We start from the raw sequence: 18,677 nt of genomic DNA, 5'->3' as shown, positions 1-18,677 counted from the left end.
CTATCCCCTTGTAATACTATCTAAACTATCATCTGGGGATTTGAGAATTTTTTTTAAGATCTTTTGATATCGAAAAACCATTTGCTTAATAGTATCTGAATCAAATAAATCAGTATTGTATTCAAAAATACCAAGATAACCTGACTCTGTTTCAGAAAGACCCAGCATTAAATCAAGCTTGCTAGTATCATTATGACTAAATACACTTTCCGTTTTTATGCCATTGAAAGATAATGTATCGCCGCCAATACTATCTTGTAACAACAGCATCACCTGGAAAACTGGTGTATAACTTTTTTGGCGCTCGATTCCTAATTCATCAAGTAAAACCTTAAATGGGATATCCTGATGTTGATAGGCAGCTAAACATGTTTCCTTGACTTGCATTAATAGCTGACGATAATTCAATGTCTGTAAGTTGACACGCAAGCCCAGTATATTAGCAAAAAATCCAATCATGTTTTCTAAGTAGGGAGCATTTCTGTTAGCAACAGCCGTCCCGATAACGATATCATTTTGATCAGCATCCTGACCTAACATGATCGAAAAACCAGATAGCAAAGTCATAAACAATGTACAACCATTCTGAAAAGAAAAATGCTTTAACTTATCCATCAGGTCTTTTGAAAATTGAAAATGATATTGAGCACCGTTGTAAGAAAAATTTTCTGGCCGAGATCCTTTGGTTTGTAATAATAACGGTTGCATATCGCTTAATTGTTTTCGCCAATACTCCTTACATTGGTTAAAGCACCGTCCTTTTAAACATTCCCTTTGCCATCGAGCATAATCTGAATATTGAATTGTCAACGGAAATAAGTTCTTTAGCGGATCGATTTCACCAGTGGAAATTACATTATACAATGTAGATATTTCACTTAATAATATTTGGATTGACCAACCATCTGTAATGATATGATGATGATTAATAAAAAGATAATATTCACCACTATCAGAAACGCAAAATAATTTAATATAAAATAATGGTGGTTTCTTAAGATTAAATTGATGAAGTGACTCCAGACCAAGAACTTCCATACATTCTTCAATTGAATCTAACTTTAGGATATCAAATGGGTAACTACCTTCTTTTTCATAATCTACTATTTTTTGATAGACTGAGCCGTCTTCATCTTCGACAAAATAAGTGCGCAAACTTTGGTGACGATCAATTAGTAAATGAAATGCTTTTGCTAATGCTTCAACATTTAAAGCTCCCGTTAAATGATAGGCCATTGGAATATTATAGTGATGGCTATCACCATGCATATTTTTATCAACAACCCACAAACGTTCTTGGGTAAGGGAAATTGGTGCTAAATCGTTAGCAGATGCGGCAGGTATTTCAAAATTAGTTGGATAGGCACTTAATAACATACTTTGTATATGAGCAGCTAAAGACTTAATAGATTGAAATTTGAAAATTGCATCTATAGAGACATCAATATTGAAAATCTGTTTAATCTTAATAATGGATTGCATCAACTTGAGAGAGTGTGCACCTAACGAAAAAAAACTATCATTTAAACCAATTTTATCCACTCCCAAAATTTCACGCCAAATACCAGCAAGGATTTGTTCAATTTCATTACGCGGCGCTATGTATTGTTTTCTATTAAGAGTAGTTAAGTTAGGAATAGGAAGAAGAGCACGATCAATTTTACCATTATAAGTTAACGGCATCTGTTTCAGATAGACGTAAACACTCGGAATCATATACTCGGGTAACTGAGTGAACAGGTATTGAACTATTGTTTGATCTGGTATTTCCTCTTTTGCAACATAATAGGCAACTAATAATTGCTCATCTTTATGATTTAAGTATATCACTACGCATTGTTCTAACTTAGGAAATTGGGATAGTATGGTTTCGATTTCAGCTAGCTCAATACGATACCCCCTTACCTTAACTTGAAAGTCTCGCCGCCCCACAAACTCCAATATGCCATCTTTATCCCATTTTGCCAGATCTCCTGTTTTGTATAAGATGGCATAAATATTTTCTGATTGATGCCATTCACTATAATAAGGATTTTTGATAAAGCGTTCCTTGGTTAAATCCTCTCGATTCATATAACCAGGAGAAACCCCGTAGCCAGCCACATGAATTTCACCCAAAGCACCTATTGGTACAACTTCTTGCTCTTGATTCAAAATCAGGATTTTTGTATTGGCAATGGGCTTGCCTATTGAACTACTGGTAATATTATTTTCTGTAAGGTAAGATTCAGTCACCACATGTGTTTCAGTTGGACCGTATTGATTAACCAACCTAATTTTTTGGCTATTTTTTATAAAAGACTTAACTGCTCTGCTTACATTCAGCTTTTCACCCGCGATGTAAATTTTTGTTAAACTCGTTACCTCATCAGTTATGATCTCAACAAATATTTCGAATACCTTGGTTGGCAAGAAGATTTCGTTAATGTTATTCGCTTTGATGAAATTTAATAGTAAGGTTACATCTTTCTTCATAGCCTCAGTTGCTATATTCAAAGTATATCCGTTTAATAACGCATAAAATATTTCTTGAACATGCACATCAAAGCTAATAGAGCAATATTGCATAGTATTGAGGCTGTTATTCTCATTAGTTGTAGTTGCTTGAATCAAATTGACGATAGTTCGATGAGTTTGAACAACGCCTTTAGGGAGGCCTGTGGTTCCTGAAGTATAAATAATATAAGCAGGCGAGTCAGGGGCGACTTTAGAAAAAGTCTTTTTTTGCACTTTAATAGAATTAGAAATTCTATTAAAATTAATGATGAATGGATCTGTCAGCTCAGTTATTTCATTATTTTCATCATCGATAATCAAACACGCTGACTCGCTGTCTTTTAAAATGAATTCCTTACGTTTAATCGGCAGTGCTTTCTCTATTGGCAAATAGCAAGCGCCTAATTTAACAATTGCTAATATTACAATAATTAAATTGATTCCTCTATCCATGGATACAGCAACTACAGATAAGTCAGATACTCCTTTCGATGAAAGTAAATTAGCCAAGTTATTTGATCTATCATCTAACTGGGAATATGTAATTTCTTCTTCTTCAAAAGCTACTGCTATTCTATTCGGCGATTTCTTAACCTGTTCAGAGAACAAATCAATAATAGAGTATTTCCCAATATTAAAATTCTTGGTGTCGTTCCAATCATTTATTATCTTGTTAAATTCAATTTTCGGTATAATATGATGAGCACTAATTTCATTGTCTAAATCAGCACTCGATAACAGATCGTCAAGTGTAGTTTGATAATACAAAACCAACCTTGATACATCATCCTTGAGTATTTTATTAGGGTCATATAAAAAATTTACATTAACGGAGTTAGGCAGCTTTTCACAATTTACCAATAATGGGTAATTAGTGTGGTCATAAACGCTTATCTGCTTAATTTTCAGACTTGATAGTTCATTTGCATTTTCTACAATATAGAAATCAAGATAATTGAATAATATGTCAAACAAGTTTGAGTGATTCGATGCTTCAATTATATTTGGCAGAGGGTAGGAAGAATATTTATTAATTTTTGCTTCATTAGCATAAACCGTTTCAATCAATTGCTTCCATGTTTTATTCCTAAAATGATCAACTCGAATAGGCATAGCACTAACAAAAACCCCAAGCGATTTGTCAAAGCCATCTATTGGCAATCTGCCATTAACTGTAATTCCAGTAATAATATCTTTTTTACCCATTAATACTGAAATCACTTTTAGGTGAACTGCAATAAATATTGTTTTAATTGATACAGAAAGCTCATCAGCTAACTGTGAAATCTTTTCTAGATAAACTTCAGACAAAGACAATGATTTAGTCAATAATAGCCTCGAAGTAGAACTAGCCCCCTTCTTAATAAATGGAGCTAGTTTATAGTCAAAACCGTCAATGTAATCTTTCCAAAATTGTTTATATTCGATATTTTTTTCAGCCTCATGTTCTGAGATTAGATATTGTGGGATACCAATATTTGAAAACAAACTTTGTGCTTTAACTTCTTGATCATCAGCGTTCAAAAGCTTTAATAAACTAGACAAAAGAACTGCGATACTCCAGCCATCCAATATAACATGGTGATAGGCAATTCCTAAAAAATGCGTGTTATCATCAAGTGTGCACAAGAAAAATCTAATTAATGGTGCGCTCGATAGTTCAAATTTAGCATCAATTTGATTATGCCACCAACTTGAAATATATTGATCATATTTCTCTTTGCTTTTTTTGGTACAATTCAAATAGGAAAATGGCAAGTCAATAGTTTTATAAATTAGCTGTACTGGTTGTGAAAATTGATATAAATCAAAGCTTGCTCGAAGCGCTTGATTATTGCGTAAAATAATTTCTAAACACGCCTTAACCTTATCTTCTCTTATTTTACCTGACAACTGGATTCCGAATACCGTTTTATACATCGAATTTGATTGATTTTTTTCAGCATAATAGAGCATAGCCATTTGAGTATTAGACAATGGATAAGCATCTTCTATACCAGGCAATGATTTTACTTTTTCTTTGTCATCAGCCTCAAGTAATGAGAATGCTGTTACCGATAATTTATTTCTCCCATCTTTTATATCAGCAGATTTAGCCAGTTTTCTTATAGTTTTCAATCTAAGAACATCATAAATTGAAAAAAATATTTTATTATCTTCCGATAATGAAATCATTCTAATCAGCTTTATAGAATCACCACCTAATGAAAAAAATTCATCATCTAGGCTTATTTGCTCCTGATTTAATATATCTTTCCATATTTCTACTAGTTTTGATTCTATATCATTACGAGGTGAAACAATTATTCTTTTTTGGTGATAAGAAATAACAGGATCTGGCAAAGCTTTTCTGTTCACTTTACCATCTAGTGTCATTGGCAAATGTTTAATAGATACAAAATAATTTGGAATCATGTAATCTGGAAGGTAACGCTTTAAATACGCTTTTAATTTTTCTTCTTGAACTTCTACATCTGAGACAAAATAAGCAACCAGTATATTGTTTATAACACAAATATATGAAGAATTTATGCCAATAAAATTATTCATCCATGCTGTGATTTCTCTAGGCTCAATTCTAAATCCTCGAATTTTTAATTGTTCATCTCTCCTACCAAAAAACTCAATGTTCCCATCTTCCAACCAACGAGCCACATCGCCCGTTCTAAATAATCTATTGGCTGCTTTATTATTAAAGGGGTTAAGAATAAATCGTTTCTTGTTCTCGTCTTCATTTGACCAATACCCCTCAGCCAAGCCCATACCCCCCAAATATAGTTCCCCATAAAATCCAACTGGGACAGGGTTTACTTTTTCATCCAGAATATATGCAATATTGTTTTGTATAGGCTTGCCAATAGGTGTGATTTTATAATCTTTATTATTAACCTTATATAAAGTCGCGCAAACTGTTGCTTCAGTAGGGCCATAGCCATTAATTACTGTTATATCTGATATGTTGTTACTGATTTCATATAATATTTCGTTATCAATTGGCTCAACACCCACTAATAGTCGCTTCAAGCTTAGTTGGTGTTCTTTAGAAAAATCCTTCAACTCATCTAAAATATAAGCAGGCAAATATAATGAGTGGATGCGATTATTATGCAGATAATGCAACAATGCCTTTATATTTTTTCTCAGTTTGTCTGCCAAAATATGTAGTGTTAAACCATATAACAAACAAGACCAGATTTCATAGATCGACACATCAAAGCCAAACGAGGTCCAAAGTGTTCCACTCATTCCAGGTTTAAGAGGCCTTAGTGATTGAAATGATTCAAGCAGATTAATAACACTACCATGTTTACAACAAACGCCTTTTGGCTTACCCGAAGAACCTGAGGTATAAATTACATAGGCTAAATCGTTTGCATCGATTGAAGGCGATTGTAGACTATTAAATTGATCTGATGATTCCAGTAGATTATCAACAAACACCGATGATACATTTAAATGATCTATTTTTTGTTTTAAATTTTTTTCTGAGACTATAATCCTTGCGTCAACGACATCTAGGATTGCTTGAATTCTTTCTGTTGGCGTTTCAAAATCAATTGGAAAATATGCCGCACCAAGTTTGAGTATACCTATTATACCCTCGATAAAATGAATACTTCTTTCAAAGTAAGCGGGCACAATACTAGCCTTCTTGACACCCTGCTGCTTTAAAACTAACGCAACTTGATTGCTTTTTTGATCTAACTCTTTATACGTAACCGAATTTCCATCGATAACAACCGCATTAGCCTCTGGATTCTCCCTTACTTGCTCTGCAAATAAAGACACAATGGTTTCATTTTTTCTAAATGATTCCTTCGAAACAGAGAATTCATTAAGTAATCGTTCAGAATCAGCATCATTAACTATAGAAACTTTATCAATAAAAATTTCCCTGTTAGCATTATATTGCCGCAATACATGCTCTATTCCTGATGATACTGAATTAACAATATCAGCTAAATCACTCTTGAAATAAATATTTAATTGCTTGTCATGCTTACGCCACTGAAAAACAATGAGATATTCACTTAACAAGTCATCTTCATCCGCGTCTGTAAAAGCAATTCTATTAGACCCTATATCAATAGTTTTTTTGTATCTGATAAAAATATCTTTTAATATATTTTTTTGGTTATTTGTAATTTGAGATGCGACACTAGACACAATATCCGCTAATTTTTTGGTTTTTAAAAAATCGCTATTAATCGGCGTATAGCCCAAAAAGCAAATATTTTCCTCACTATTATTTCTACACTTAAAAATATCAATTGATATGGCGGATTGAGAAAGTGCTTTATGAAAAAAAGTTAAAATAGACGATATTAAAATATCATAATTTTCTGAAATATTATTCAAATGTATAGTACTGATAAGGGGAAAATCGTTATTTATCGTGACTCTATTATTTTTTGGAAGAATTGGTGGGCTATAATTAGAAAATCTATCAACAAAAATTTGCTCATCTAGCTTTGCTTTAGAAATTTTACTGATTAAAGTTTTTGATAAGCTTACCTCCGCTGATAAACTATCATTAACGCCTAAATTTAACTTATTGATCAATTCCTTAAAACAAATTAATTGGCCGCGAAAATCAAGAATAGTTTTGATTCCAACGTTAAAGTCAGCAGTTGCAATATAGACACACTCATCTTGTATTTCGGCAATTTTTCCTGGATCAACTGTAGATATTTTTTTTGTAACAAAAACTTCACTTACGACGTAAAGTTTTCTTTTTAACCATACCTTTGCAGACGTTAATCGGTTATTGTATGAACCAAAATTTAACGATCGGCACACTCGATCGATATGACCTGCTTTGCAATTCCAATCTATGATACCAAATCCTGAAAATGCTTTATTACTAGGGTAATAAGTACGTTTAGATAGATCTTGTTGCTGTGCAGTAACAGTAGATAGTTCTATTTCATGAATTAATTCTTTAAATGCTTCAATTGCCTTAGAAGCACATTTTATATTAAGTGATTCCGCTGTTTCAGAAACTGAATTTATTTCGACAGTTTTTTGAATGAGAATTGGTCCCGTATCAATTCCATCATCAATAACATGCCAACTAATACCATGGGTTTCTTCCTTATTGAATATGGCCCAAGCGGTGCTATTTAAACCTGCATAATCGGGCAATAAACTGTCATGATAATTTATATTCAAACATCTTGTTTTTTCTAGTAACGACTGACTGAGAATTTCATCATTAATAATACTAAAAATATAATCAACAGGTTCACTAGAGAACTCTCGTTTACGCGAACTTTCATATAGTTGAATCGATTTTTCATTTGCCCATTGAATGACATCTCTATCCCGAGTAACAACTCCCTTGATTACCCAAGCATGGGAAAGCAAATAATCCGCACACGCAATAAGCAAGTTTGTTGAACCCAATAAATAGCAAGTGCGAATCTCTGCATTGTACGATTCAATTTTCATCCAGTACGCTCTCTACCTTTTCTAAAAACTGCTTCACGACAGCTATGTAATTATCAGTGACTTCCAAATAGGTATTATGCGCACTATCCTGGAACACATACATATCGCTAGATGATGGCAAATTCTTCATATATTTTTGTAAAGTCTCCTTGCGAACTTCATCTTGATCACCACACAATAATAATATGGGAACACCCAATTGAGCCAGATCATCCCCTCTTTCGTATGAAGAGAGATTACCCGTACAATTAAACTCAGATGGCCCCCACATAGTTTCATAAATATCAAGATTGAAGTTTTCTAACGCTTTCTGATAAATGATAGGCTTAGGGTCTAATCGACATAAGAACCGACGGTTAAACTCTTTAATAGCATTTTTATATTCTTCGCTATCAGTTGTATTTTGTGCTTCATGTTTTTCAATCGCCAACTGTATAGCTTTTGGAAGTTCTTTTTTTCTGATATTAGTATCAGCAATCCAATCTTTTACACTAACGAGTGCACTCGACAAGGTGATGCTCAGCAAACTTGAGGGATGGGTTAATCCATGCTCTAATACAATACTGCCACCGAATGAATGTCCCAAAACATGGTAACGATTCAAATTAAAATACTTAACAATGTCATCTAATTCTGTGGTATATCGCTCTAATTGCCACAAAGATTTATCATTTGGCCTATCTGAACGTCCACAACCTAACTGATCATATAAAATAAGTGTTCTATCCGTTGATAAAGGAGCTAAAACTTCAAGCGTATCGTGAGAAAAGCCTGGGCCACCATGTGCAATAATCAATGGCGCGTGTTTATCATTTTTTTTACCATATAAAACATAATAAATCTTCCCTCCCTTGACCGGAATGAAGCCGTCACTTTTATCATACATAAACATCCTCCATTAAATTTATACTTCCCTTGCTATTAATCGATAGCAAGTTATTGCTGCTAATATCGCCATCAACATTGCAATTGATAGCGCCACATTAACACCATGATGAATGGCAGTTGGAAATAATTCTAAAACCTTATGCTGTAATGATGGGGAAAAGGCCGTAAAACTATAATGCGTTTCTCCGACATGGCCAATTGCTTGGCGAATTTGATTAATTTGCGTCGGTAACAAGTCCGTATGCTTTTTAAGTTTGCCTAATAAATCAGAAAAACTGACAACCTCGAAAATAATTGTTGTAAAAATAACACCTAGCGTATTACCAACTAATGAGCACAATAAAAATAAACTTGATCCTATACCAATTTTTTCTTTATCGAGTGACTTAACAAGTCCCGCACGAATAGCCGCAAATGCTACACCCATGCCAATACCAATAATCAGTAATATGAAAATAAGCATTGATAATGGTGCTTTGTTAGTAAGCAATACAAAAAGCAATAATCCTAGAGATAACGTTACAAAACCTATAGCCGCAGGAAACCTCACACCGCGTTTATCTACCCAATAACCACCGAAAGCAGCAATAAATCCAAATACCAAACTGACGCCTAAGAAAATAATACCGGCTTCTAACGCGGAATAGCCTTGCACTTTTTGCAAATATAAAGCAAGCATCACAATAAGAGCAGAAAACGCATATTGTTCCAAAAAGATTCCGATAATAACGCCTAAGTATGAACGCTGCTTAAATAAACTAAGTGGGATAATTGGAAATGCGCGCCCTTTTTCCCAAAAAATAAAAATTAAAATCAACAATATTGATAACAATAATATTGATAAATTCCATGCAGAAAACGTGAAGTAATGTACCTTGCTCAAGGAAACGACTAAAAATACAACCGCCGCTCCTAAAATAATGCTGCCTATTCCATCAAACTTAGCATGGCTTCTAGTAAATTTGTGATATCGCGTAGTCCTAGCAATAATCAAGAGTGCTAATAATGCAATAGGAATATTTATATAAAATATCCAACGCCAGCCCAACCATGCTAACAAGCCACCACCAAAGGTTGGGCCTAATGCCATCCCGATCCCAACGCCAATACTAATCAGTCCCATCGTTAAGCCTCGCTCTTTTTGAGCAAAGCTAGAAATAATTAATCCATATACCGTGGGAATATAAATAGCAGCCGCTAGACCTTGCAATATTCTCGCTATAATCAACACAGGCGTTGTCGGAGCAAGCCCTGCTATTATGGAACTTACTATAAATAATAGTAATCCTGTTATACAAAATCGCCGCTGCCCATGGATATCAGCCATTTTCCCCGCAGGAATCACCACCGCAGCCCAAGCAAGCACGTAAGCAGCTAAAATCCATTGAATGGTATTCAACGAACTATGCAATTCTCGTGAAATGGTAACCAGTGCTAAATTTACTGCTGTATAATCAATATTAATAAGCAGTGCCATTAAGCTAATTGCAAATAACAGCCACCAACGACCTTGGCTGTTTATTTCTTCATCATTCTTCCATTCAGTCATAATTTAAACTGCCGTCCTATTTGTGTCACTAAGATTTGACATATTATCATGGTTTAATCCTAAGCTTTAGGATTACTGGGTATTTCCTTGTCATTATTAGCCTAAATAACCTAAATGCCGCCATAAAGCCAACTGCCAGTTATCCATTCTCTGGCTTACTTTTTTGCTTTTTAACCCACTTAACCAGGTCTTCCTTGTCATAAAACACACGCCCTCCTATTTTGATGTAGGGTATCCCTTTATGCTCCCAGCGTTGTCGCTCAAACCAAGCCTCAGACATGCGAATCATGGCCGCCGCTTCTTTTTGTGTTAATAAATCAAACTCTTGTGTATTATTTTCGCTACTCATGGCTTCGTACCTCAACGTTACCTATGCACTATCACTTTTGCTACTGAAGGTTAAAATTATATCAAAGTTAAAGATTATGTCAATATATTCGACATATTTATGTCGTTCCGCCGATGTATTGACTCACTATGTTGCGGCGGCTATGCCCTAATTCTAGGCTGACTTGTAACCGTGCAGCGCGATCCAAGTGTTTTTGTTCTGAGTTCATATCGGCCAATTTAGGACCACCTTTTACTGGCGACTCCCAGCCAGTCAGTTCTTTATAGCGACGCTGCGCATAGCAGTGCCGCAAACCATGCCGGCTATCAATACCAGCCCGCTTGCAAGCCTTGTCAAAGCGACTGCGATAGCTCTTATAGCTGGTATCCGTGGGGATGAGAGAATGGCTTTTATGCTGAGCTAACTGTTTTGCTGCTTCAAGCCATTCTCTCTGCTCGCTGGTTAAAATGGGGATCATCCGTTCACGATTACCTTTCGTCTTTTGCACATAGAGAAACTGTCCAGCATCAGCGATGAAAGGCTGAAGCTTAATACTTTCTTCCATTCGCAATCCAAATAAGGCTTGACCCTTCAAACTATGGCGCATCATTGGATCTTTGATTTGCTCAAAATCCATAGCGCTTAACTGAACAGACTTATCTTGATTACTGACGTAACTTCGTTTAGGAATCCCTAATTCATCATTGCTAGGCACCATGTGAATTTTCCCGTCAAATTTTCGCATGAGCCATCGTAAATGGCTCATGCGATTTTTCATGCTGCCAGGATCATCACCATTAGATTTCCAGTGCTTCACCAAAGCATGAATATGCTTAGGTTTCATATAACGAATGTGGTCGAGCTTATACCCAAGCTCATGTAAATTTTTCGCGACCTTTATTAATGCATGCCGACGATCATCCTGCGTTCGATATGAGCCGTCCTTATTATTTTTAATCGTTGTAATGACTGAACTAATCATTTTATGTTTTTTACTCATGTTGCACCTCGGTTAATAATCGTTTTGCAAACCGTCACGGAATGGTGACGAGTATTCTTTCATTTGAATGTGATTTATCTTATTGAATAATAGGTTTTCTTTTATAACGCGCTCTGCGCGTCACGTTAGACATTTCTGTGCTAACGTGACGCGCAGAAAAAAATAATTTCGGATATCGTTTATGAAACTGTGTTTAGTGATGGTACACCACGCGATAATCCTTGCGGGTTAACAACGTGCGATACAAGATCGCTTTGGTGTAACAAACAACCAAGGCCATAAGCCTATTAATTATCTCGGTGTAAAACCCAGACTATTAATCTGTTGCCAGTTGGTTGCATCATACGATATAAGCTGTTCTAGCTTAGTAGTGAATGTGAACTGCAATAGCTCACGCCATCAAATCCATTGCGGATTTACAGTTGTTAGAGACGCCAGGCTTAGCTGGCCAGTAGAGAGGAATAAATCCTAATGAGTTGTGCAAGATCTGTTGATACCAGATTGAATGAGTGAACAGATAGCCTATAAAAAGCTATCTTGGGTGCCAAAGGCTTTTGCCTCTACGACTTTCATGGCATGTCGTTTTCTTTAATTCGATCATAACGTTGACTTTTCATCTCCAATAATAGGATTATTTTGCCTGTTATGGGCGATGAAATACCATAAAAAATAATTTTTCAGCTTAACTGCCTTCACAGCAAAGTGCATTAAACAAATTAATCAACTTGAGCTGTTCAATTTTGCTGGCCGATGTACTTTTTATTTGAGGATTTGCTACTACAATTGCCAAGCTTTGAGCCCTTGAAATAGCGACATTAATTCGATGCTTATCAAACAAGAAATCAATTCCTCGCGGTGACTCATTCGCATCACTAGCACACATACTCAAAAATACAATGGGTGCTTCTCGTCCCTGAAATTTATCAACACTGCCCACACGCGCTTGTTCACCCAGCGCCTGCTTGAGCTTATTCACCTGATAGTTGTAGGGAGCAACAAATAATATATCATCCCAAGCAATCAATCGCGTTTTTCCAGACGCCTCACAAAAAGTTCTGCCGATCAAATCAGTAGCTAAGGATTTAATCTCACTGACCTCTTCATCTGAAGCATAAGTATTGCCTTCATGCTCTACAGGGACAAATAGTATACCCGCTTCTTTGTTTAACTTTCCTTGATACCCAACTGGCACTTTAACAACACGCCTATCATTATCAGGATGCGATTCAAGTTTACTATCATAAATAAAACGACTAATAAATTGGTTGATTGTAGAATGCATTCGATATGTCGTTCCTAAGAACACACCCATTTCATCAGAAATTGTTGGTGTTTCATGCAATAAATAATCCAAAATAGAAAGTCCACTTTCAGCAGGATGCGTGCCTTGTGACGGTTGCCCTAATTGCATTTGATCACCCATGATCACTAAATTTTTAGCTGAACGACTCATCGCAACTAGATTAGCCACTGACACTTGCCCTGCTTCATCGACAAATAAATAGTCCAGTTGATTTGCCATATCATCTCTAGCGTAGCCCCAAGCGGTTGTGCCAATGACACAGGATGTCGTTACATGATGAGCAAGTTCATTATTTTTTAAGATAGCAATATTTTCTGTCCGCAAGTTAGGATCAGTATCTTTGGTGCAAGCAAACATTCCAGAAATATTATTTTCTGAACAGTATTCTTTTGTTTTCAATAATAGATGATTGATGGCTTTATGACTGTTGCTTGCTATGCCAACTTTAGCGCCGATTTTAATAAGCTCAGCAATAACATGTTTCGCAGTGTAAGTTTTTCCCGCGCCTGGCGGGCCTTGAATAGGTAAATAGCTGTTATCTAAATGCTTAACAGCATGAATAATTTGTTGTAGTTTCTCTTTTGGATCTTGAGCAGGTGCAATAGCACCACCATGATGATTTTTTATTCTTGGCTTTGCGCGATTTAAAAAATCCAATATGGCGCAATGATCAAGTTTATCAGATTCATAATCAGCTACTAATTGATAGATAGCTTGCGGTATCGGCTCTGGATTAACATATTCATCGGGTATTAGTGTAACAACCGAAGGTGGTTCATTTTTCGATTGTAAGCAAATCAATCCATGCTCTAAATCACTTGCTTCAACACAGAATTTTACTTTAATGCTCTTCTTATTTTCATCTTCAAGACCCAATAAATAAAAATAATCCGTTGCCCCTTTAAACTCTTGATCAACATCAAATTGATATTCATAAGCTAAATTTCTTGCTCTAGGTGTTGGCTTAAATGGCTCTCTCCCAGTTCTCCTGCAAAATGCCAAGCAATCTAAATCATCAAACAATTCTTCTTCACTTAAACCCAATCTATCGAATAAACGCCAAAATAGTGGTTTTAACTCACGACGGTGAAACTCCAACATCCAAGCTAAATTTTCTGTTAATGTTGCACGCTTCGGATCTTCAGAAAATGCTTGTGTCGCCGAGCTTATCAAGCGGTATCGCAATTCAATGCGCTGCGTGACGTCTACTTTTAGCTCAGGCTCTACTACTTCTGTTTTTCCTAAATAAACAATATCATTTGCTTGCTGTTGCCCTCTCAGCCAAGCGACCAACTCCTGAGTTGAATTGCAATCATCAATATTATAATCACGTATACTCTTCAAAATGTCTGATGATTCCCAGTGATTTGTATCGACGCCATTTGCAAATAAGTCACGCCATCTTTCATAAACAACTACGGAGTCGCCGCCGGTACCGATGTCTGTTTCACGCTTACCGCGGTACAAGTGCTCTACATTTTTTATTGAATATTTTGGTTCACCTAATAGTAAACTACTTTTTACGATCTTGTATAAATCAACAAATACTTCATTTCGCAATAACTGATCAAGCTCATGCTCACATATTCCATAGCGTCCCATTAATTTGCGACAAGCCGCTATTTCATAGTTGGCATAATGATAAATATGCATTGTTGGATCACGTTGCCATCGCTCATAAACCCATTCGATAAACTGCTTAAAAGCCTGCTTTTCTTGTTCTCGATCATGCGCCCAAAAATCTTTAAAACATCGCTCACCCTGTTCATCAAAATAAGCGCAGCCCCATAAATATTCCAAACCACCCTCTTCTAAAGGGTATCCTTCAATATCAAAAAACACATCAAGCGGTGAATGTGGTGGTAATAATGCAAGCCCTAACTTTTCATCAGGAGCTGGTGTAATAATTTTATATCTCGGTCTATCTTCACCTATACTTTCTTTTTGTATAGCAGCCTGCGTTTTAAGGCGTTCTAAAATAGCTGGATTAATACCAGGTATACGCTTATTAAGATTCGTATTGACCAGTTGTTGCGTGGTTTGGATGTCGGCTTTATTCAGCTTTTTAATTTGACCCTTTGTAATATTAGCCACTTGAAATAAATGATCTCTTTCGGTCAAAAGTTTTTCTGCATAGCTTGACCAGCAACCCCAATCTTTTGAATCGGCGGGATCAGGCGTATTTCGACAATCAAATTGTTCTTGACTCAACAAGAAAATTTCTTTTAATGAGAGGTAATAATAAAAATAATCGTCGACTTTTAATTTTTCATTTTCACCATTACCAAGGACAATACTAATATTATCAGGCCGTCTATTTTGAATGGCTTCTAACATCTCAGCATAACAACATAACTGAATAATAAATTCAGGTTTTGCTTTATGCGATAATTTTGTATCCCAGACTTCATAATGAAAATTGCCAAATTTGCTTTCGCCAGGTACTTTAACTAGAAAGTCTGCATATCCAAAAAACTGTTTATTTTCCAAATAAGCTTGAACAATAACATCTGAACCATTTTTCATAGCATCTAACATTGCTTGTTTTTTCAGATCAATTGTATCTGCTTCTATTTTCTGGACTGATAGGCCTTGAGATTTCAATAATTCTTCTTGCGCTTTTTCATGTTGAAACCCTTTATTTTGAAGTACTTCCATTAGTTCATCATCTGAGTCTCTTTCAGGAGCTTTCTCAGGAAATTCCAAAACAAAGCGATTCATCCAGGATGCGAATGGGCTGCGCATGAAGAGGGTTAGGTCTGTAGGAGAATACTTAAAATAATTCATTGCCCATCCCAGTTAGGTATATCACTTAATTCATCAGCATCGACCCATACAATGCCTACACTATATTTGGCACGTGTAATAGCAACATAAAATTTGGCTAAACTTGAAAATTCTAGTTTTTTGGATTCTCTCAACCAAGTAACAAAAGGCTTTGTGGGATAAATAAGGACGTGTTCGAATTCAAGTCCTTTTGAAACTCCAAAGTTATGTACTGAGAAATCTTCATTAACTTGGGTAGTTTTATCCCACCTTAATTGCATTGGATTATATGTACATAAATATTTATTGATATCATCCTCCCTAACTAAGTATATTCCCCGATGGTCAGTATCGTCATTGCTTCTACAAAATTTGCAAGCACATGGCTCTGGCGCTTGATAGTCAGGATATAATTTTGATGAGAACTGACATATGGCGAAATTATTTCTATGACTATATTTGAGACTAATCTCATCTATGTTCTCTACAGGAAAATTTTTCTTACATTCACTTTTAATAAATTCAACGATCTTACCATTACGATATTTTTTATATTTTGACTCATTATGCGTCAAATATGTTACTTGTCTTGGGTCACCAACCATTAACACGGTAATATCAGTATTAAACAATAACTTTAATATCTCAAGATCATAACCGGCCAGATCTTGAATTTCATCAATATATATGTAGCCGTATATTTTAGATAACCTATTTAGACTTAGCTCAACAAATTTTCTTCTATTTTCATTTTTCCTAAATTTTTCTCCACCACCAACAACTAATTTCGAAAGTTTATCTGAGTAGATTTTGTTTTCAGGTGAAAAATAATGCTTTAGCAACTCATCTTCTTTGTAGCAAACAGGAACACCTTTTTTGTTAATATATTTAACCGCTGATTTCGTATTAGTTAAGAGCAGCCCCTTTACAGCATATTCATAAAGACTTTCATCAAAGTTTCCTTGAAAAGGTTTAAGACCATGTTGAATTAAAAACGAAAACCATGTTTGGATTGTAATGTTTTTCGGTATACACCCATTAAGTTTAATAAATTTGTTGCGTATCCCTTCTTCATTAGCTTGAGTATAAGTGGTTATCAGTATACTACTATCTTTATTCTGTAATGCTTCATTAACTAGAAAAGTAGTTTTGCCAGACCCAGCCGCAGCGATTATTAATTTACTATCCTTGTTCATCAGTAATTGCATCTAAAATATATTGTGGGAATTTTATTTCATCGGATGAATCAAAAATTTTCAGCGCGCAATCAGTTTTATTTCGATACATATAACGATACAGATCATCAATCTCTGAAAAATCCACACCAAAGATGTTATTAAATACGCTTAAATCATTACCATTTTCTTTTACAAATTTTGGCTCAAGCGTATTATAATTAAATGGCTTATCTTTGATTTTAAATTCACCGCTATCTACAACATCATCAAAACAAATTTTTATATTACCTTTTTTATTCTCGCCCAAATAATCAGAGTATTTCTCTTTTATTACTTCAGGATTTCCATCATTGTCAGTGACAATAGCAATTTCTTTTTTTACCTTATCGGCAATCTCTAAAAATCTTAGAAAAGCCGTCCCTACCGATATAACATCTATCCCATCCTGAATAGGCAGTCTATTTTGGTGTGTAGACATATATGCTTTTTGAACTATTAACTCATCTGAATCACCCTCGACAAGAATTGCTTTTTTACATAGAATTAATCTTAAAGTATCGTAGCCAGCTAATTTTTTAAAGAAATTCTTAGTATCCTCAGTTAAATCATTTAAACTAAAATTTTCCTGATTATTAAGTAATACTAAGTTTTCTAAACCTAGCTTATTAGCAACAAAACTACTGTGCGTAGATATAATAATTTGCTTTTCATTATCTTTATTGATTTCACTGATTAACTGATTGAGACGAGTATGTGATAAGTGATTTTCTGGTTCTTCAATCAAAAGAATATTTGCTTCTTGTGCTTTTTTGTGGCCAAGTGCTAATTTAGTTTTAACAATACATTGTTCGCCTTTGCCCACATAATGGAATGGCACTTCATCTAAGTATGTCATCAAACTATTTTCCCAAGCATTTTTAGATGACAACTCGACTGATAACTTAACTTCCTTATTTGAAATACTCGCGGCCTCTTGAATTTTGCTGTTAATATTTGCAATTGACCCATCATTCATGAACTGATCTTTCATATTTCTATGTGCTTGAGCAATATTTACAACATCATCAATATCTAGCAACTCTTTAATGATTCGTGAAATATAAATATCTGAACCATTTTGATACCTGTACGCCGCTGAATCTATCAACGCTGATTTGATTGGAATACTTCTTGCAGTAATACTTTCTCTCGCAAACGACGACCAATAAATTTCATAATATTCTATTGGCAGTGTTTTAAGCTCACCTGATTTAACAAGGCTTTCATATTCCGCCTTGTATTTATCATTAAAGGCTATTTTGTATGAAATTCCATTCGCTTTCGTTCTACTGCTATTTCCATCACCTTCAAATAACGGAAATTGATCATTTGAAAAATATACCTCTATCAAAATATGGGGTAGTATCGCTTCGCCTCTAGTTTCTTCATTATTAATTTTTCTCAAAAATTCAGTGACAATCGCATTATTAAAAAGATATTGTGTTAATTCATTTTTTAAATATTTACCATGGAATAAACCTGTTAAAGCCACATGGGTCGCCTCAAGAATTGTAGACTTACCAGACTCATTATCACCAACTATTATATTTAATCCTCGTTTAAGGTTAAGAATAAATCTACCCTTAAAACATTTAAAATTTTCAATTACTATTTTTTCAATGCAGATCCCTTCCATCATGCCACCCTATAAGACTATGTGATAAATTATTTGGATTAGT

Annotated in this window: 8 protein-coding genes; all 8 read right to left on the bottom strand. The window is 35.0% G+C overall.

Annotation, left to right across the window (positions count from 1 at the left end; all coding sequences use genetic code 11):
- A complete protein-coding gene (locus KIT27_00400) occupies positions 1–7,947 on the bottom strand; it encodes an amino acid adenylation domain-containing protein (protein MCW5588096.1) in 7,947 nt (2,648 codons plus the stop codon).
- On the bottom strand, positions 7,937–8,833 hold the full coding sequence (locus tag KIT27_00395) for a proline iminopeptidase-family hydrolase (GenBank protein ID MCW5588095.1): 897 nt from the start codon (positions 8,831–8,833) through the stop codon (positions 7,937–7,939). Before KIT27_00395 ends, KIT27_00400 begins: the two co-directional genes overlap by 11 nt.
- 18 nt (positions 8,834–8,851) lie before the next feature.
- The gene (locus KIT27_00390; protein ID MCW5588094.1) at positions 8,852–10,384 is read right to left on the bottom strand and encodes an MFS transporter; all 1,533 of its coding nucleotides are present in this window, start codon (positions 10,382–10,384) and stop codon (positions 8,852–8,854) included.
- A 139-nt stretch (positions 10,385–10,523) separates the two neighbouring features.
- The gene (locus KIT27_00385) at positions 10,524–10,733 is read right to left on the bottom strand and encodes a helix-turn-helix domain-containing protein (GenBank protein MCW5588093.1); all 210 of its coding nucleotides are present in this window, start codon (positions 10,731–10,733) and stop codon (positions 10,524–10,526) included.
- Between the two features lie 97 nt (positions 10,734–10,830).
- Entirely contained in the window at positions 10,831–11,712 is an 882-nt protein-coding gene (locus KIT27_00380; GenBank protein ID MCW5588092.1) for an integrase domain-containing protein, read from the bottom strand.
- Positions 11,713–12,394: 682 nt separating this feature from the next.
- On the bottom strand, positions 12,395–15,802 hold the full coding sequence (locus KIT27_00375; protein ID MCW5588091.1) for a TM0106 family RecB-like putative nuclease: 3,408 nt from the start codon (positions 15,800–15,802) through the stop codon (positions 12,395–12,397).
- Complete coding sequence (locus KIT27_00370) at positions 15,799–16,977, bottom strand: UvrD-helicase domain-containing protein (GenBank protein ID MCW5588090.1); 1,179 nt, start codon at positions 16,975–16,977, stop codon at positions 15,799–15,801. The genes KIT27_00375 and KIT27_00370 overlap by 4 nt, the downstream gene beginning before the upstream one ends.
- Complete coding sequence (locus tag KIT27_00365) at positions 16,964–18,637, bottom strand: AAA family ATPase (GenBank protein MCW5588089.1); 1,674 nt, start codon at positions 18,635–18,637, stop codon at positions 16,964–16,966. The genes KIT27_00370 and KIT27_00365 overlap by 14 nt, the downstream gene beginning before the upstream one ends.
- Positions 18,638–18,677: the final 40 nt, after the last annotated feature.

Source organism: Legionellales bacterium, from assembly GCA_026125385.1.
In the GTDB taxonomy this organism is placed as follows: Bacteria; Pseudomonadota; Gammaproteobacteria; order JAHCLG01; family JAHCLG01; genus JAHCLG01.
This window is presented reverse-complemented; position numbering and strand designations above follow the sequence as displayed.